The organism is Paenibacillus ferrarius (assembly GCF_002027705.1).
GTDB classification, from domain to species: Bacteria; Bacillota; Bacilli; order Paenibacillales; family NBRC-103111; genus Paenibacillus_E; species Paenibacillus_E ferrarius.
This window is the reverse complement of the sequence record NZ_MBTG01000020.1, coordinates 72750-91935: the sequence shown is the minus strand read 5'-3', so window position 1 is coordinate 91935 and position 19186 is coordinate 72750. Positions and strand designations below refer to the sequence as shown.

The 19186-nt window shown below is 43.9% G+C and carries 13 protein-coding genes; 8 read left to right on the top strand and 5 right to left on the bottom strand.

Annotated elements, in window-relative coordinates; genetic code table 11:
- Positions 1–249: 249 nt before the first annotated feature.
- Positions 250–1530 carry an ArsB/NhaD family transporter gene (locus BC351_RS21475; protein ID WP_079414838.1) on the top strand — a complete coding sequence of 427 codons (1281 nt, stop codon included), beginning with the start codon at positions 250–252 and terminating at the stop codon, positions 1528–1530.
- A gap of 65 nt (positions 1531–1595) precedes the next feature.
- Positions 1596–2603 carry a DUF3231 family protein gene (locus BC351_RS21470; RefSeq protein ID WP_079414837.1) on the top strand — a complete coding sequence of 336 codons (1008 nt, stop codon included), beginning with the start codon at positions 1596–1598 and terminating at the stop codon, positions 2601–2603.
- 45 nt (positions 2604–2648) lie between these two features.
- On the opposite strand, the gene BC351_RS21465 is transcribed toward BC351_RS21470, so the two are convergent.
- Complete coding sequence (locus tag BC351_RS21465; protein WP_244209128.1) at positions 2649–3842, bottom strand: oxalate decarboxylase family bicupin; 1194 nt, start codon at positions 3840–3842, stop codon at positions 2649–2651.
- A 257-nt stretch (positions 3843–4099) separates the two neighbouring features.
- Here BC351_RS21465 and BC351_RS21460 point away from each other — a divergent pair, with 257 nt between their 5' ends.
- The 5 genes from BC351_RS21460 to BC351_RS21440 all read left to right on the top strand — a co-directional run bounded on the left by BC351_RS21460 (position 4100) and on the right by BC351_RS21440 (position 15331).
- On the top strand, positions 4100–5275 hold the full coding sequence (locus BC351_RS21460; protein ID WP_341866013.1) for an MFS transporter: 1176 nt from the start codon (positions 4100–4102) through the stop codon (positions 5273–5275).
- Positions 5276–5566: 291 nt separating this feature from the next.
- Complete coding sequence (gene cysD / locus BC351_RS21455) at positions 5567–6490, top strand: sulfate adenylyltransferase subunit CysD (protein ID WP_079414833.1); 924 nt, start codon at positions 5567–5569, stop codon at positions 6488–6490.
- A complete protein-coding gene (locus BC351_RS21450) occupies positions 6378–8141 on the top strand; it encodes a GTP-binding protein (protein WP_244209126.1) in 1764 nt (587 codons plus the stop codon). Before cysD ends, BC351_RS21450 begins: the two co-directional genes overlap by 113 nt.
- Before the next feature lie 330 nt (positions 8142–8471).
- Entirely contained in the window at positions 8472–13571 is a 5100-nt protein-coding gene (locus tag BC351_RS21445; RefSeq protein WP_079414830.1) for an S-layer homology domain-containing protein, read from the top strand.
- 656 nt (positions 13572–14227) lie between these two features.
- Entirely contained in the window at positions 14228–15331 is a 1104-nt protein-coding gene (locus tag BC351_RS21440) for a slipin family protein (RefSeq protein WP_079414828.1), read from the top strand.
- Positions 15332–15366: 35 nt separating this feature from the next.
- On the opposite strand, the gene BC351_RS21435 is transcribed toward BC351_RS21440, so the two are convergent.
- The 4 genes from BC351_RS21435 to BC351_RS21420 form a co-directional block, all read right to left on the bottom strand.
- Positions 15367–15759: a retropepsin-like aspartic protease gene (locus tag BC351_RS21435; protein ID WP_079414827.1), complete on the bottom strand. Its 393-nt coding sequence runs from the start codon at positions 15757–15759 to the stop codon at positions 15367–15369.
- Positions 15749–16003, bottom strand: coding sequence for a hypothetical protein (locus BC351_RS21430; protein ID WP_079414825.1), 255 nt, complete (start codon positions 16001–16003; stop codon positions 15749–15751). Before BC351_RS21430 ends, BC351_RS21435 begins: the two co-directional genes overlap by 11 nt.
- Before the next feature lie 292 nt (positions 16004–16295).
- On the bottom strand, positions 16296–16490 hold the full coding sequence (locus BC351_RS21425) for a helix-turn-helix domain-containing protein (RefSeq protein WP_244209131.1): 195 nt from the start codon (positions 16488–16490) through the stop codon (positions 16296–16298).
- Between the two features lie 323 nt (positions 16491–16813).
- The gene (locus tag BC351_RS21420; protein ID WP_079414824.1) at positions 16814–17428 is read right to left on the bottom strand and encodes a TetR/AcrR family transcriptional regulator; all 615 of its coding nucleotides are present in this window, start codon (positions 17426–17428) and stop codon (positions 16814–16816) included.
- Between the two features lie 386 nt (positions 17429–17814).
- On the opposite strand from BC351_RS21420, the gene BC351_RS21415 reads away from it, so the two are divergent.
- Positions 17815–18747, top strand: coding sequence for an alpha/beta hydrolase family protein (locus tag BC351_RS21415; protein WP_079414822.1), 933 nt, complete (start codon positions 17815–17817; stop codon positions 18745–18747).
- Positions 18748–19186 lie beyond the last annotated feature (439 nt).

Genomic DNA, 19186 nt, shown 5'->3' with positions numbered 1-19186 from the left:
ATATTCAATTAGTCTTTGGACGATAATGTCGCCAATACCAAATACCGTTTAAACTTGTAGCTTAAATTTACATGGCAATTCCCTTATTGTCAATACGCCATTCAGGCGTTCAGTATCTTTACATTGTTTTTGAAAAAAAGTATAGTATAACTAATTGCATAACGGAATTTTCGGAGGAGCCTGTCACCAAAGGGCTCTTTTTGCTTTTTTTCGAGCAAATGGTCAGTAAAGAAGAAAACGGGAGGCATTATGGAGCAGCAAGCAATTTGGGCAATTGGCATCTTTTTAACTATTTATGGGCTCATCATTTCAGAGAAAATCCATCGTACGATCTTGGCGATGCTTGGTGCCGTACTTATGGTTGTATGCGGCATCGTTGATCAAGTTACGGCCTTGCACCACATTGATTTCAACACGTTGGGGCTGCTCATTGGCATGATGATTATCGTGGGTGTAACGGCGGAAACCGGGCTATTCAAATATGTGGCTTTGAAAGCGGCCAAAATAGCCAAAGGGAAGCCCACACGAATAATGATCGCATTAGTTGTTATTACGGCAGCAGCTTCGGCTTTACTGGATAATGTCACAACGGTTTTGCTCATGGCTCCGGTCACCTTCAGTATTACAAGGCAGCTTCGTATAAATCCGATTCCCTTTTTGATCACACAAATCATTGCCTCTAATATCGGAGGGACAGCGACCTTGATTGGAGATCCGCCGAATATCATGATTGGCAGTGCCGTCAAAGAATTAACGTTTATGGCGTTCATCACGAATTTGACCCCCATTGTTATCATCATTATTTTGGTCTATTTTCCTTTATTTGTTCTTATGTTTAGAAAGCAAATTCAATCAACTCCAGAGCTGCAGAGGAGCATCATGGAATTGGATGAGAAGGCTATGATAACGAACTCCAAGCTTCTGAGGAAGTGTTTAGTTGTTCTCGGATTGACGATCGTGGGCTTCTTTCTCCATCAAACCTTGCATTTGGAATCTGCGACGGTTGCCCTCAGTGGAGCGTTCTTACTGCTTCTTGTAACCGGAGAGTCCATGATGGAGAAAGCCTTTCATAGTGTGGAATGGATCACCCTGTTCTTCTTTGTTGGATTGTTCGTTCTTGTTGCGGGATTGGTGGAAACGGGGGTAATCGCCGAACTTGCGGCCAAAGCCATTGAGCTTACAGGCGGCAATATCCTTGCCACTTCCATGTTGATTCTATGGCTGAGTGCCATCGCATCGGCATTTCTGGATAATATCCCGTTTGTGGCAACGATGATTCCTATGATTCAAGAGATGAGCATTAGAGGAGTCAGCAATCCCGAGCCTCTATGGTGGAGTCTTGCTCTAGGAGCGTGCTTGGGAGGCAACGGGACACTGATCGGCGCTAGTGCCAATCTCATCGTTGCTGGCTTAGCGGGAAAAGAGGGTTATCCCATCTCCTTCGTTAAATACCTGAAGGTTGGCTTCCCATTGATGATCCTTTCCATCGTGCTTTCAAGTGTTTATATTTATTGGCGATATCTGTTGTAAGGAAACGGGGGGAATTTAAATGGTGTTAATGGATAGAATATAAAATAAAACAAGGGAGTATAACAATGAATTCGGACCATATTCCATTGACATCAACAGAAATAGGAAACTTATGGATGACATATCAAGAAAAAACTATGCTCGCGAGGTTTTTGGAATATTTTCTTGAACACGTAGATAATCGAGATATCGAGAAGATCTTGAAGAAAACTTATGATTTTACTGAACGAACGATAGAAACGTTAAAAAACATTTTTGAGCAAGAAGGGGCCGTCCTGCCACTTGGCTTTACGGCGAATGATGTCAATAAAGGGGTTCCTAAATTATTTGATTATTTGTATGAACCGATGTTCTTGCAGATGATGGGCAAGATCGAAACCAGCCTGTTTGCCTTGTACTCCACGATGTCTTATCGTCAAGATATTAGGAAACTGTACAAGACCTTAACCGCTAACGCGCAAGACATATTTGACCATTGCACCCAGTTTCTTTTGGATAAAGGGGTGCTGGTCCGTCCGCCTTTTATGACGATGCCCAAAGAGGTTACCTTTATTAAGGACAACCATTATTTATCCGGCTTTAACTTGCTGAAGGCAACAAGATCACTAAATGCAATTGAAGTTTCTCTGATTCATCATGCCATCGAGAATAACCTTGTTGGCTTGCAATTAATGATCGGATTCGCCCAAGTAGCTAATGATAAACATGTAAAGGAATACTTTGTAAAAGGGATGAAGCTGTCCCTTGATGTCGAAACAACCCTAGGCGAATATTTGCGCGAGGATTATATCGAGCCACCGGCTACCGCTGCGGGGAAAGCGACCAATTCGACGATTGCTCCCTTTTCCGATAAGCTAATGATGTATATTACCAATTTACTGGGATCTTTTGGTCTGGGGAGCAATGCGCTTGGTGGAGCTTTTAGCTTGCGAAGTGATCTACCGCTTACGATGGCTCGGCTTGCTCAGAAAATATTGCCCTTTCTCAAAGAAGGGGGAGAACTTATGATCAAGCATGGCTGGATGGAGGAACCTCCGCAAATCGAAGACAGGAAACAACTAACGAAGGCATAAAATTAGCACCTCTCACCATTTTGAACGGCGGGAGGTGCTTTTATTTTATTTAGGGTAATAGGAGAAACCGGGATACTTCACGACAGGCCACTTTGTTTTGCGGAGTACATCCAGTAATTCAGGGCCTATATGTAAGTTGCTTTCCAGCAAACTGGCAGGTGTCAGAGCCATCCATTGATTCAAGGATACGTCTTCGAAACGATTGCTTTTGAACATCTCTAAGAACCAAAGCGACTGAGTGCCGGTATTCTGGATATAGTGGCCAAAGGCAAAAGGCACGTAGCCCACATCGCCAGCTCTGTAATCGAAAGTGCGGGCCGTTCCGTTCCCGCCAAACACCGTCATGCGACCTTGCCCTGTCAGATAATATTGCCATTCATCCTTGTTCGGATGCCAGTGCAATTCCCGCATAGCTCCAGGCTGAATTTCGACCAGAGCGGCAGCGACAGTTTGCGAAATGGGGAAATTGGTGGAATCAACGATTCGCACACTTCCGCCAGGTGTTTTGATAGGCGGCTGCGCTAATAAGGAATAGGTAAAGCTTTGTGGAACGGTACCATTAGGTGAACTGACCGCTTGACTCTCGATGGAGCCAGGGATCTCATCTTGATAAATATAAACCTGGTCGGATGGGATATGATCAAATGCGCTCATCGGTGTGCCGAAGTTAGCGGACAGCACGTCTTTGGGTGTGTGCGCAAACCAATCGGAGATGGATAAGGTATTCAGGTCTGAAAATTTGCCGTCGTCGAAGACAAGAAGAAATTCACAGCCTTCAGCCAGCCCTTGAATAGAGTGAGGAAGTCCTGGAGGGAAGTACCATAAATCGCCAGGTCCCACATCAGCTATAAAGTTTCGGCCATTGGCGTCAATCGAAGTAATCCGAGCGCTGCCAAGTATCATGTAAGCCCACTCGGCTTGCTGATGCCAATGCAATTCACGCACGCCGCCGGGAGTCAAACTCATGTTGACGCCAGCGAGTGTTGTGGCAATAGGAAGTTCACGAACCGTAACTTCACGTGACCATCCACCATGATTGAGCTGCATATGCGCATCGGAGAAAGAGAATTTCAGGTTGGGAATGAGCCCGGCATCTGTGGAAGGTGGGACGAGCATATCGGGATTCTCTCGGTCTCTCAGGATATCGCGTGGGCCCTTGTCAACCCAACCGGCGCCATCATGTCTAATCGGTTGGGGGATGTTCGCGTTAGATTCATGTGTACGCTTGTTATTGTTCAATCCATTCACCCTTTTCGGCCATAAAGGCATTGCTAGCACTTTACAAAATATGAGGAGCATTCATAAAGTATGCAAGGACATTGGCATATTCATGCTGTGTAGAGTTTCCGACTAATGCTGGAAATCTCGGGAAAGCTAAAGAAAACAGAGTGAAGTATTCTGACTATGTCTTCTTGGAACGAAAGTGAGGGATATCAGCTACCTTGTTGCGTGATCCTACTAAACGGAAATTGCTGCTAAGTGCAGGAGTCAGCTGGTTGTTCGATTCGATGGATGTTGGAATTATTTCGTTTATCGTGGCTGCGCTGGCAGTGGAGTGGAAGCTGGGAGCCCAGCAGGTCGGACTGCTGGTAGCCATTAACTCCATCGGCATGGCTGTTGGTGCTGTCGTAGCAGGATCGCTTGCGGATCGTCATGGACGTAAGGCTGTGTTATTAGGAACGCTCCTTGTTTTCTCCGCAGCTAGTGGGTTATCCGCTTTGGCTACAAGCTTTGTCATGCTATGCGTGCTGCGTTTCATCACGGGATTCGGTCTTGGCGGGGAGCTGCCTGTCGCGTCAACGCTCGTTTCCGAGTCGTTTCCGGCGCATGAACGGGGGCGTGCTGTCGTTCTGCTGGAGAGCTTTTGGGCATGCGGGTGGATATTGGCCGCGCTGATTGCTTACTTCGTTATTCCTGCTTATGGCTGGCGAGCGGCTTTCCTTCTGGGCGCTCTTCCTGCTGTATACGCGTTATATCTCAGAAGAGCCATTCAAGATTCACCCCGGTATAGGGAGCAAAAGAATCCCAAGCTGTCATTCCGCGAACGCGCAGCCTCAGTCTGGTCCCCTGAACATCGACGTGCAACCTTGACGCTATGGGTGTTATGGTTCACGGTCGTGTTTTCCTACTACGGCATGTTTCTATGGCTCCCAACTGTTATGGTTCTTAAGGGCTTTAGTCTTGTGAAAAGCTTTCAATATGTACTCATCATGACCTTGGCCCAAATACCAGGGTATTTTACGGCAGCATTCTTCATCGAGAAATTTGGCCGCAAATTTGTACTTGTGAGCTATTTGCTGTTTACGGCGGCAAGTGCCGTATGGTTCAGTCAAGCAGCAACGGAGGGGATGCTGATTGCCGCGGGGATTTGCTTATCTTTCTTTAATTTAGGCGCTTGGGGAGCTATGTACGCTTATACCCCAGAGCTGTATCCGACGCCAATCCGCTCGACAGGTGTGGGACTTGCAGCCTCAGTTGGCCGAGTCGGAGGCATTCTGGGGCCATATCTGGTAGGGGTGTTAGTGGCTCAAAAGCAAACGATCGGCGCTATTTTTCTAATATTTTTCGTCGCTATCGTGATTGGCGCCTGTGTGCTGTTAGTTTTCGGCAAAGAAACGAAAGGGACAGATGCAGACCTGATCCCAGAACAAGAGCTGCCCTCAAGTAGATGAATCTACATGGGGGACAGCTCTTTGATTTTTATCCTTTTTTCTCTGGGCCAATGCACCCATTTTCTAATTACGAGTAGAATATGTAGTGTTCACATGGATAACTACGAGCTCTCTAAGGTAGTCCTAATCGACAAGAAAGTGGAACTCTCAGAAAAAGTACGACAATATTCGAGGGAAATGATAGAAATATAGAGAAATTTACTTTCTTCCACTTTGCATAAAAGCCAGAATCTGATAGTATATAAGAAAATACCGATGGATTTAGTAAGAATTAAAAGGAGGCACCTTTCCATGCAAAAACTGATGCTTGATTCCATACAAGAAATGACGCATCTGGATCAACTCGAGGCTGAAGCGATTTATATTATCCGGGAAGTAGCGGCGGAATGTGAGAATCCCGTGATGTTGTATTCGATCGGGAAGGATAGCTCAGTGATGCTGCATTTGGCGCTGAAAGCTTTTTATCCCGAGAAACCGCCATTTCCTTTCATGCACATTGATACGACGTGGAAGTTCAAAGAAATGATTGAATTCCGCGATCGCAAAGCGAAAGAATTCGGGATCCAAATGATTGTTCATTCGAATCAGGAAGGTATTAAACAAGGGATCAACCCCATTGATCATGGTTCCGCGTATACCGATATTATGAAAACCCAAGCATTAAAAGAGGGATTGGACACATACGGATTTACCGCTGCGTTTGGCGGTGGAAGACGTGACGAGGAAAAGTCGCGTGCGAAAGAGCGTATTTTCTCCTTCCGGAATAAGAATCATGCTTGGGATCCGAAAAACCAACGGCCGGAAATGTGGAAGCTTTTCAACACAAGAATTAATAAAGGGGAAAGCATCCGCGTCTTCCCAATATCCAATTGGACCGAAAAAGATATCTGGCAATACATTCGCAGAGAAAACATTGATATTGTGCCTCTCTATTTTGCCAAAGAAAGACCCGTCGTCAACCGTGATGGACATATGGTCATGGTGGATGATGATCGGCTGAAACTCGAACCTCACGAACAAATTGAGATGAAGAAAATGCGCTTTCGCACATTAGGCTGCTATCCGCTTACTGGCGGTGTCGAGTCCGAGGCGGATACACTTGATGCCATTATTGAAGAAACGCTTGGGGCGGTTTCATCCGAACGGACAAGTCGCGTTATTGACCAAGAAGCGGCGGGAAGTATGGAAAGACGTAAACGGGAGGGCTATTTCTAAAATGAAAAGTCTGCTTAAATTTATTACATGCGGAAGTGTTGACGACGGCAAATCCACTTTAATTGGACATATGCTTTATGAAGCTAAGCTTTTGTTCGCCGACCAAGAAAGAGCACTAGAGCTGGATAGCAGACTTGGCAGCCGTGGCGGAAAAATTGACTATTCCTTGCTTCTTGATGGATTGCTGGCCGAGCGTGAACAAGGGATAACAATTGATGTGGCCTATCGGTATTTTACGACGGATCACCGTTCATTCATTGTAGCGGACACGCCAGGGCATGAAGAATATACACGTAACATGGCAGTAGGCGCATCCTTTGCGGATCTGGCCGTCATTCTTGTGGACGCAACCAAAGGGGTAATTACCCAAACCAAACGTCATACCCGAATTTGCGCACTCATGGGAATTAAACATCTTGTATTAGCTGTGAACAAAATGGATTTAGTTCATTTTGAACAAAAGATATTTGATGACATCAAAGAGGAGTTCTCCAAAACGAGCGCTGAATTTCATTTCCAAAGCATAGAGGTCATCCCTGTTTCTGCCACAGAAGGGGATAACATTACCAAAAAATCACAACATACTCCTTGGTATGAGGGTCTTGCTTTATTGTCCTATTTAGAAAATGTGGATGTTCTTGAGACCAACGACACGAAACATTTCATGATGCCAATTCAGCGTGTATGTCGACCAGACCATACGTTTCGCGGTTTCCAAGGTCAGATTGAGGCTGGAAGCATCGCGGTCGGCGATGAGTTGACGACGCTGCCCAGTCGTGAGAAAGCGAAAGTCAAACGTATCTTAGTGACAGACCAAGATAGGAATTCAGCCTATGCGGGGCAACCCGTAACCATTCAATTGGATCGTGAAGTCGACGTTTCCCGGGGCTGCGTATTCACGAAGGATACTCAGATCCAAGAGGCTGATCGTTTTACCGCTACGATTCTTTGGATGGATGATTCCGTACTGACTCCTGGCAAAAATTATTTGGTCAAAGTAGGAACGAAAGTCCTGCCCGGTACCGTAACAGCAATTACGCATAAAATCGATATTAATACTGGAAATACAGTTCCAGCCGATCATATTGTCAAAAATGAAGTAGCAAAATGTGAATTTTCTTTATCCGACGACATCGTTTTTGATTCCTTTGAACAGTATAAAAGTATTGGCGGATTTATTCTGATTGATCGTGTAACCAATATGACATCCGCTTGCGGAGTGATTGACCAAGCCCATCAAAGCCCCGACAGCGTTGTACGGCTTGATACGGAAGTCACTAGAGATGTTCGTGCCCAGCAAAAAGGACAGAATCCATTAACCCTCTGGTTCACCGGTTCAGCTGCGGATAACTTAACCCTTGCAAAGGAAGTCGAAAAACGTTTGGTATCGACAGGCTACCATACTATGCTGCTCGAGAATGGCCAGGGAGAATCGCCGCGGCGATTGGCGGAGGTTGCCAAAGTGTTGAACGATGCTGGACTTATTGCTTTGGTATCGAATGATTCCCCGGCCGATAGCGACCGTGAAACTGCGCGCGAGATCATTGGCAAAGAATTTAGGGAGATTGAAGTCGATACAAGCAAGAATTCGATCGAAGAAGCTGCGAGTGAAGTAGTGAAACGCGTTATGAACTATTTGATTAATTCTTAGAAGCTTCGATCCAACGAAATAGTTTTGAAAAAGGTATCCCTACATCAGTAATGTAGGGGTATTTTCTTGTTTCCGCAGCCTAGGGCTTTGTTTTATGGGGAACGCATTATTAAGTTTTGATAAAGGTAGAGGGTATTTGGTTCATGTAACGAAGTCATTAGAAGCTCGGTATAGCAGTCAAGCCTGCTTATCTGGGAAGGCATAGCACAGAATTTGATTTTGAATTAAAGGGGAGATGTATTCTCGCAATTTCCAATATATAGGTTTGATAGTTTGTAGTATATTGTTGACAAAAAATAACGTTAGATCAAAGTTGGGGGATCATTTTCCATGCATACCGGAACGTACAGGAATTTATTAAATAAAAGAATATCTATAGTCCTATTGGCTATCTTTATGATTCTCTCATCTACCATATTGCCTGGGATAAATGGTAATAAAGCATTCGCAGGAACAGAAACATCATCTCCTTCGCTTGCGCTTACCAATCCTATCAGGGAGTGGATACTGGATGAAGCGAGAGGATATATCTATGCTGTCTCTAAGGAGGCTAATAGTCTACTATTTATCCGAATGAGTGACCTTCAGATAGAGAAGCAAGTCACGCTTACTGCGCCTTCAGATTTAGTACAATCTGGAGGCAAGCTTTATGTCGCTTTATCAGGAACAAAGGCAATTGCTATTGTAGATATTGCGCAAAAGGAAGTAATGGGCACGATCTCAACGTCTATACAGCCGTACGAACTGGCTATCGACGGCGATAAGCTGTTTTATGCAGAATTCGACCAGTGGTGTCGTGTAGCGGCATACAATTTAACAACGCAAACTGAGACATTGCTGAATGGGGGGACTCACAATACCTTTTATTATCCTGATTTAGCTGTTGATACAGCAAACCATATTTTGTTTGTTGGCGAGTCGAGCTCTACTGGATCTAATCTTTTCTCATTCAGCACTTCTACTCTGCAGTCACTTTCAAGAACTACCTATAATAATAACTACGGATTTTTTGGTCCTGCCAGAAAAGTAATTGTTGATGGCAATCAGGTTTTCTATGCAGGCTACCGATTTAAGAATACAGATTTAACCTCTATTCAAGGTACCTATCAAGACGGTGTAATGTACGTTCAAGGCAACACGGTGTTTACCAGCCATTCGATTAATTCCGAAAATGACGCACCAGATCGAAGCTATGTGTATGATCGAGAAGGATTTACTCAAATTTCTCAACTTCCTGTGGCATCAAGAAAAATTCTAATGGATAGTCAGAATCATGTTTATTCTTATGCAGGATCGGATAGTAGGAATCCTAACATTCCAAACGTTATAAAGATCATTAATGTGAATCTGACACCCTCAACTACTCCGATATCTTGGCAGAACGACGGTCTAAAACTGTTATTTAATAAGTCGGTGACCGATCTCGTATATAGCCGTGATGGTACAAGCCTGTTTGCCATCTCCTCGGAAAGCAATCAGTTGATGAGGATTCGTACAAGCGATATGACTGTTCAAGAAACGCGAACCATAGGATCTAACCCTAATTCGATATTTATAGATCATGACGACCTATATATTAGCAATGCTTCAGCAACACAAATTATAAAAGTGAATACACTTTCTGGAACAAGTGTCAACGGAGCTGTCTATTCATGGGATGTCGGCAATTTTGTCAGCCAAGTCGTATATGGTAATCAAAAGCTAATATATACCGCATTAGCATTAAATATGAGTGTTTCTGGTTATCCGGGGATACATGTCATTGATACTGCTACTGGAACTAAGGTAAATTACGCTACAAGCATTAATCCTGGTCGTATGGTCCTTAGTCTAGGAGATAATGCATTATACTTCGGAGAAAAGTCACCTTATTCCTCAGGTACAAGTACGGCTATTAAGTTCAACTTAACTAACTTCTCTCAGCAAGCAGTATCTCAAGCGTACAACAACGTATTAGGTACGATCACGATGAACGGCAACGATCTATACTACGCGAGCAATCTTTTGGATAAGAATACGCTTATTCAGATTCCAGCATGGAAGGGCTATTTTGGAGCTGCAGTTATTGCGGCTAAAGGAGCTAATGTTTTTGCACAAGACTCGGTTTGGGATCGGGACTCGTATACCATGCAATACCCTTTGCCATTCATCGCGAAAAATGTGCTGACACTGCCAGACGGTCAAATTGTTGTGGTTTCTGAAGATGGGAAAACCATACAGAAATTCACTTCTATGCAGGCTCTCCATGATCAAGCACCAGAACTTAAAGCGCCGTCGTTGCAAGTTTCTAATGTTAATTTTAACGATAACGACGCTAATGCGGGAGAAATAAGTGGGAATCTCTATTGGTACACCACACCAGGTACTTCTTATATAAGTAGTTACACGGTGTATTTCTTAAATCAAAATATGATTAAAATTGGAAGTAAAATAGCGGAAGTTCCTTATGCAGTAAATAGCTCGTCCTATAACTACAGTATTCCAAAAACTAGCATACCTGCGGGAGCGATGTATTTAGGCGTTTATTCCAAGAATGCAATTGGAGAAAGCTCTTCCGCCGCTACTGTTATGATATCGGATTATGGCGGTGGCTGGTCATCCTCCTTTTTTGTGTACACATTAGAAGATCAGAACCCAATTCGTGGGAAGGTCCATCCATTAGTGAATTGGTATACTCCAATTGAAACTATGTATTCGGGCTACCAACTGATTTTTACCGATGCATCTGGAACAGCGCTTGGAAGTGCGTATAGCGTTCCAAAGAATCAATCATCTTTAATAAATTATCATATTGATATTGCTGAAAACTTGGTACCTGCAGGAGCAGTTTATCTCGATTTGCGACCAATGGACTTGTCCGGGAATATAAGTACAGAAATGTACCGCATGCAAATTTTTGACAATACTATGAGCAGCCCAGTTATTACAGGGACGAATCCGGCGATTCCAGTTCCCAACCTTTTGTTCCCTTATATCTACGATGAAGATAGATCCCGTGGTAACATTGGCGGCTCGATCAGTTGGTATGACCTTACTTCAGGTGGAGCTGCAACAAGCTATGATCTCTATTTTGTAGATAAAAATAACGTAAAACTACAATCCATTGCTGAATTAACACAAAGCAGGCTCATTCGTCCAAGCCATGGGTTGAACTATCCAAGTTATGAAATTACTTTGCCTAATGGTACTGCGATTCCAGCGGGCGCCGAAAGAATCGGGATTTTTGGTAAAAATAATTTAGGTGAAAGTACTAACGGATATTATTTCGGATTATGGGATAACATTGAATTCGATCCCTTTAGTAATTATGTCGAAGATATTGATACTAGCGCGAAGAATTACAAGGGTGAATTGCACTGGGTTCCTTTCATTGATGAAACAAGTGTGAAAAATTATGTTGTCAAATTTATTGATTCTATAGGGGCGCAAATGGGGGGCACTTTTGCACAAGTCAGCAAGGGGCAGCAGCAGTATAATGTTTCCATCTTAGATACGCAGATCCCAGCAGGTGCCTCGAAGGTGAGGCTATCGGCTATCAATTCGGCAAATGATGAGAAAGTATTGGGAGATTATTATTTGTTGGCAAACAACATAGCAAGTGAGCCTGTTTCTAACTTGCCGATAACTTTTCAAAATCCAGTTGGGTACCTACAACAGAGGGATGATGATGGAAATAAAGGGAAAGTGGGTGGCTACTTATCCTTTTATACAAATAATAATTTCTATGGTATTATGCGTTACGAGATTTACTTTGTCGACGATCTACTGCAGAAGCTCAAACCTATTATTAGTTTGCCAGTAAATCAAACTGGAATCTATGAGACCACTATTCCTATGAATACCCAGATTCCATTAGGGGCAACCAAGATTGCCGTTTATGCGGTTTCCTCGACTGGGATGAGCACTCCTACTACGACTGACTTATTTGATCGGACTTACGGATCATCGTTGACACCCGATCAAATTCAAATTACTAACAACAAATCAGGGACACCCGACACAATTACCATCTCGGGATTAAATCCTAGAGACATTGTTCGAGTGTACCGTGATCCAAACTCAGCTAATTCCTTCTTATATCAAATAGTTGGGGATGGATTGACTTCAGCGAAATTTACCATTCCGCAGCTGGGAACAGGGGCTGGAAGTCTTTATTTCTCGGTGCAACGTGGCGAGGGCATTCCAAGCCTGAAGATTGAAAAGGCGTATAATGCTGAGCCTTCCGCTCCGGCTCCACCTGGACCTGGAGGCGGTGGTGGAGGTGGCGGAGGCGGTGGTGGTGGCGTAAGCTTGCCGACGCGTGACGCTAACGGCAAAATGACTTATGCCTTCCAACCGGCTCATATAGATATGCTGATCGATCTTGCCAAGGAAGCAAAGAACGAGCTTATACTTGATGCAACGGTTAAACAGCATCTCGATATTACTACGGTTAGTTTCGATGGAGATATCGCTCAGATTGCAGCGAATAAGGGCAAGCCTATTATTATTAAAGCTAACGACGTGCAGTTCAAGTTCCCTGTTAACTCCTTGAGCGGGACATACAAATTTGAAACTGTGAAGCTTACAATTGCCTCTGAAGTTCTTCAGACATTGGGCGGTTTCGCTCCGACGTCTCCGATACTGGATTTTTCTTTAGCCGAAAAAGATAAGGTTATAACTACTTTTGATACGCCGATTGAGGCTACTTTCCGCTATGATCAGTCAAAAGTAACGGACGCTAAGAATCTGGGTGTGTATTGGTTGGATGAAACAACGAACACTTGGACTTACTTGGGAGGCAAGATTAATGGTGACGGTACAATTACCGCAACATTGTCACATTTCTCGAAGTATGCTGTGTTGGAAAAGACAGCAGCTGCCGTAAAGACATTCACAGATACCCAAGGACACTGGGCGCAAAAAGACATTGAGCAACTTGTCGGCAAGAAGATTATCGACGGTATGGACGATCAATCCTTTCAACCTGACAGCAATATGACCAGAGGGCAGTTTGTTACAATCCTTAAGAAAGCACTAAACCTGTCCGCTCAAGCAACAACCAAAGCTTTTGAAGATGTAGCTGCAGATTCATGGTATGTGGATGCTGTGAACGCTGCCTATGCGGCGAATATCGTAGGAGGAACAAGCGATAGCACCTTCTCTCCAGAAGCTAATGTTACGCGAGAGCAGTTGGCGGTCATGATGGTCAAGGCGTATTTGAACGGTACTGGTAAAAAACTGAGTGATATTGTCTCAGATCAGCCGAACGACTATGCAGACACAAGCAGCATAAGCGAGTGGGCTAAACAATACGTTGCAGCGGCTACAAGGCTCGGATTGCTGAACGGCGTAGACGATACTCATTTTGCTCCTGCTCAAAATAGTACAAGGGCTCAAGTGGTCACAGTTGTCGTACGTATGCTGAAACAAATTAGCGATGTGAAATAAAAATAAGTTCTATACCAAATAACTCTACGTCAATGATGTAGAGTTATTTGGTGTTCCACTTTTTATACGTGCTCCTTTTCAATTAGGGATGGATTTGGGTGGAATGGAAAACTTTATGCGTCGTCGTAATACTTCCGCCATGTTCGTTATTTCGAAAGTAAGCGAAGATAGAACCTGTAAGGCAATCATACATTGTTTCTTGTTCGGACGGTCGTAACGAGGCGGGGATATCGAGATATCCCGCAGTGCCGTGCATGGTATGTTACGGTATCCTGTACGATCGGATCGGCAAGAAACCACATTTGGGGTTCGATTCCCCAATCGCATAATGAGCGATTCTGGTAGAATACTCGACTTCCCATCGAGATAAACAAATTATTAGACCTGTGAGTGGGAGTCCTCAGCCTGGCTTCGAGTAGGCACTGAGAAAGCAGCTATGCAGCCTGTGGATACCAGTTCAGAGATTAAGTACTTAGCCACATAATGGCAAGATGAGCGAGCGCGGGCTGAAATGGAGTGCCGCATCGTCATCAGAAAGTTTCGTGCGCAAGTACTGATTCTTCAACCTTAAGCTTGGCTCCGCTTCTTGAACAAGAGGGTTCCCTAATAAAGGTCGCAACAAACCACAAAGGTTCCATGAAATGAGGAGATAAATGATGTTTAAGAAAGTTATCGTTAAAGCTGACGAGCGAGGATTGCTGTTTAAGAAAGGCAGTTATGTGAAGCACCTGCAGCCAGGTGTTTATCGACTCGCTCCATTTTCAGACGATGAAATCGTGTTGTTGAATGTTACTAAGCCATTTGCCATACAAGGGAAGGATTTAAATTTATTTCTTCAGGATGAACGGTTGCTTGAGGAGCTGACTGTTATCAATATTCAAGATCATGAGTACGTGCTTCATTATGAGGATGGCAAGTTCGTATCGCTTATGACAGCCGGTAAATACGCTTTCTGGAATGTGCTGAAAAAGCACGACTTTACGCGAGTGGATATTCGCCAACCAGCAGTTGGTGCAGATATAGATAGAGCCATATTTGCGAAAGTTGCAGGCTATCTTTATGTTTCCGAAGTGGCCAGTCACGAGACAGGGATGCTTTTTTATAACAACGTCATGCAGAGGGAGCTTGCCCCAGGAAAATATTATTTCTGGAAGGGGCCTGTGGTGGCATCGATAAAAACCGTGGATTTACGGCAGCAACAGCTGGATATGACCGGTCAGGAAATGATGACAGAGGACAAGGTAACGCTTCGCTTAAACTTCGTCTGCCAGTACAAGATTATCAATCCGCTGCGTGCACTGGAAATTAAAGCTTTTGAAGATCAGGTCTATATTCTGTTGCAGCTTATTCTGCGTGAATACGTCGGGACATTGAAGCTTGATGACCTGTTGCGGATGAAGCAAGAGATTGCGGCATTTGTGCTGTCCCGTCTGAACGAAAAGAGTGAGGATTACGGTGTCAAATTCTTTTCTGCCGGCGTGAAGGATATTATTTTGCCTGGGGATATAAAAGAGATACTTAATACTGTGCTGCTAGCAGAGAAGAAAGCCCAAGCAAACTTGATTACCCGTCGTGAGGAAACGGCTTCTACTCGCAGTCTGCTGAACACAGCTAAGTTGATGGACGAGAATCAGACCCTATTCCGCTTGAAGGAGCTTGAATTTCTCGAGAAAATTTGTGAGAAAATCGGGACGATTTCGCTCACCGGCAGAGACAATCTGCTGGAACAGTTGAATTCGCTTCTTGGGGGAGCTAGATAATAGCGGGATGCGGGCCTGCACGTCCCATTACAATGCTATGTTGTTGGCGCAGGATACATTTCCATCTGTTTGAGATCAATAATCATGTTGCCGCTTTTAAGTATATCTAAACCAATAAGTCCGTTAATGTAATTGATATCATCGTGGAAAACGCCAAAATCTATTTTGATATCGTTCATAACAAGGTTACCGAGCCGGATTTGATCTACCTGCTTTTGGAATGAAAACTCTTCTCCGCCAATTCCAAAGCTTCTTACAAGCTTATCGCCGTTCTCGAATTCAATGCCGATTTCTGACACGATATCAGAGGAGAGAAGGGAATGCGCTGCACCGGTATCAATCATTAAATTGTTGATAGTCAAAGATCGTCCTTTATAGCAAATGGTCATAGATGTTTGGAGTAGATTATAAGCAAATTCAATCTGCATTTCGTCTACTCCTATATAATGGGTTATGTCTAATTTCGATGGTTATCTTCTCTTGTCCGGTATGGTAGACGATATTGTTGTCCCTGCACTTAAATAATTCTTTAGTTGCTTCATGTGGGTCTTGAATTGCTCTAACTAAAGCGACTTCATCAACGTACTGAACATTATTCTCTGTGTGGGAAGTCAGGATTTCAAGCAAAACATACTGATCAGGATAAATATTGCGAACTTCTTGCCATTGCATAGGACATACACCTCGCTCACAGTATTTCTTGCTAAAAGTATACCATATAAAACGAATAATAGAGCAGTCGTGATCTTCGGGAAGGCCAAGTTTTCAGGTCTTCTCTTTTTTGCTTCTATAGGCCCTATCCCGAAGAAAGGCCGTGAAAAAAACAGCAAACCGAGCCACAAGTCGAACGTCGCTTCGAGGAAGAACTTACCCTCTATGACTAGATTAATATCCTGAATTTGTAAGAAACCCTAGAAGCTTAATGCATCTAGGGTTTTATCATTGTTTATTTTACTTGAGTTGTCTATTCATCAACCTCAACCAAATCAATGATTTGCCGTATATCCTGTATTTCCAGCGCCTCAGCAACCCTCTCAATATGGTTAAAATTAATATTCTCCCGTTTACCATTTGCCAACTCGCTTAGCGCGGCATGCCTAACATCCGACAGCCTGGATAATTCGCGCAAGGAGATGTTGTGCTTTACACTTTTGGTTATTGATCGTGTTTCTACTAGCTTTGAATATAAGGCATTGTAATTGACGTTTATAAACTGAATGTTAACAAAGCAACAAGTAGGCATGGGTTCGTTATTACTACGTAAACAAGGCACAGTCTTCTCGCCAGGGAGGAGAACTGTGCCTTGTTTCATGCGGCAAATTGGGCTCCGCCATTCAAGGCGATAATTCGCTGTATATTGATTATGCTCTAAGTATCCGTTGTTCAGTCGCCGCTTTAATCCATTGCGGGAATTCATTCAGAATGTCTCGTGCGTTTCTGATCAATTCATCGCAGAAAAAAAGAAAGGATTCTGTCGAAGTGTTAACGGTTCGCACGGTAACGCAACCCATCCACAAGAAGAGAAACAATATTTTTCGCATGCTCTATATTACCGTTGTCTACTGCCGTACAGAGGCTTGCTACCGCCCACAACAATTCATCTGGTGTAATCTTGGCACGTACTTCATCTGCAGCTGTTGCTGTTTCAATCAAAGTCTTTAGAGCTGGACTTAATTCCTCTACAAAGCAAATAGGTAAGGTTTCGTATGCCGGATCGCTAGAATGTAGAGCTGCAGCGAGTCCGCGTTTAGTTGCTATGAACTCCAAGTAACGTAACATCCATCGCTCCAGTGCCTCAACAGGTTTATATTTATCGGCTAAGTCTACTGCAGCATCTGCACAAGCATCAATCTCCTGACGAAAAACAGCTTCAATTAAGTCTGACCGTTGTGGAAAATGACGGTAAACAGTTCCAACTCCTACGCCAGCCTTATCCGCAATCTCGCGAACTGGAGCGTCTACCCCCGAAGTTGCGAACACTGTCATTGCTGATTGGAGCAAAGCATTAATGTTGCGTTGTGCATCGGCACGCACGCTTCGAACTGTCTGCTGACGAGGCTTCAATCCTTCACTGCTATCTTCCGTTTTGTCGTTCATATAAGTTATATCCCCCATAAGTTAATTTTACATTACGTCAATGGAATTTAGCTACTGACCTATTGTTAATATTAACAAGACATAATCATAGCTTCAAACTAAAGAGTATTGCATATTCAAATTGGACATTGAAACAGGACCTGTAGAATCCCTTCATTACATAATCCAATATAATCTAAAAATACTGTGGGTATTATAAACTATTGTCCATCAAGTCTTTCAGGAGATGTCCATTTCAATATAAAGGGAATTTTAATAAATACCTTGCAAATGGAACATCGTTCCGCATATAATAGGAACATCGTTCCACTTATGTTCTGCTATAGCAAAACAAAGGCGAAATCATAAATATTAATGGTTTGAAGAGAAAGGAAGGAATATTCAGTATGAAAATCAATATGAACGCTACCTCTACCATCGTCTCTGTGAAGTCGATAGTACTAGAAGCCCCAGGCCGTGGTGAGGATTTGTTAGTGAAAATATCCGCCCCAACAACTGGAGGCAATTTGCCAATTATTCTTTTCGCACACGGTAATGGATCTTCGCTTGACGGCTATAGCCCTTTGACCGACTTCTGGGCTGCTCACGGTTTCGTGGTCATTCAACCTACGTTCCTCGATTCGAGAACTGTTGGCCTTACTCATGACGATCCTCGTAAACCACGTATTTGGCGTTACCGAGTCGAGGACATGAAGCGAATCCTCGATAAATTAGACCTTATTGAATCTACCGTACCAGGCCTCAGTGGACGCACTGACCGAAGCCGAATAGCAGCAGCCGGACATTCCTTCGGCGGCCAAACGGCGGGCAATCTTTTGGGATTGCGAGTCCTCGACCCAGAAACTAAGAAGGACGTGGACCTGTCCGATTCGCGCATCAAAGCGGGCGTGCTGTTCGCCACCGCTGGACAAGGTGGAGATAACCTGACGCCGTTCGCGGCCGAGAATATGCCGCACTTGAACGTGAGCTTCACGCACATGACCACGCCCACGCTTGTGATCGTCGGGGACCAAGACTACACCCCGCAAAAGTATCAGTTGACCGTCCGCGGTCCGGAATGGATGTCCGACCCCTACTTCTTAAGCCCAGGAGCCGAGAGCTTGCTCACCCTATTCGGTGCAGAACACTCACTTGGCGGAATCCCAGGTTATGAGGTTAAAGAAACAACAGATGAAAATCCAGAACATGTCGCCTTAATTCAGCTGGTCTCATGGGCTTATCTTTGTCATGCGCTCGATATTGAACATGACAGCTGGTTGGCAGTTCAAAAGTCTTTGTCAGAAGATACAAATCCAATCGGTCGAATTGAATCCAAGTAAACTTTAACAAGAGCTAGATACGCTCCTTTACCCACCTCTCACTGGTAAAGGAGCGTACCTACTTTACGTCTATAACATAAAGGGTAATATACAGCGAGGGAGGTATGAAATCATATCGATCTGTATCCCAGATGTGCGGCAACAATTGCTCCATATATGATCGAGTTGGCGTTGGCCGCCATAAGCGTTATATTGCGTCCAACAAGACTTACAAAACCAACTAGAACTCTTCATAATGCATTACACCAACAAGACTGATAACCCCACCAGCTCGAACAGCTTCAAAGCTCATTTCGTAAGAATTTATGGTGCTTATTGGGGGTTTAACTACATATGTACATTATTTAGATATACATCTAATTGGTAATCGGACTATGTTCTTGTCCATTTCGGCGGATATATTAATCGGACGATATTCTTGTCACTCGACACATTCTTA

Coding starts and splice junctions, on each gene's coding strand:
- BC351_RS21475 (WP_079414838.1), top strand. CDS start 250: ATGGAGCAGCAAGCAATTTGGGCAATTGGCATCTTTTTAACTATTTAT.
- BC351_RS21470 (WP_079414837.1), top strand. CDS start 1,596: ATGAATTCGGACCATATTCCATTGACATCAACAGAAATAGGAAACTTA.
- cysD (WP_079414833.1), top strand. CDS start 5,567: ATGCAAAAACTGATGCTTGATTCCATACAAGAAATGACGCATCTGGAT.
- BC351_RS21450 (WP_244209126.1), top strand. CDS start 6,378: ATGCCATTATTGAAGAAACGCTTGGGGCGGTTTCATCCGAACGGACAA.
- BC351_RS21445 (WP_079414830.1), top strand. CDS start 8,472: ATGCATACCGGAACGTACAGGAATTTATTAAATAAAAGAATATCTATA.
- BC351_RS21440 (WP_079414828.1), top strand. CDS start 14,228: ATGTTTAAGAAAGTTATCGTTAAAGCTGACGAGCGAGGATTGCTGTTT.
- BC351_RS21435 (WP_079414827.1), bottom strand. CDS start 15,759: ATGCAGATTGAATTTGCTTATAATCTACTCCAAACATCTATGACCATT.
- BC351_RS21430 (WP_079414825.1), bottom strand. CDS start 16,003: ATGCAATGGCAAGAAGTTCGCAATATTTATCCTGATCAGTATGTTTTG.
- BC351_RS21420 (WP_079414824.1), bottom strand. CDS start 17,428: ATGAACGACAAAACGGAAGATAGCAGTGAAGGATTGAAGCCTCGTCAG.
- BC351_RS21415 (WP_079414822.1), top strand. CDS start 17,815: ATGAAAATCAATATGAACGCTACCTCTACCATCGTCTCTGTGAAGTCG.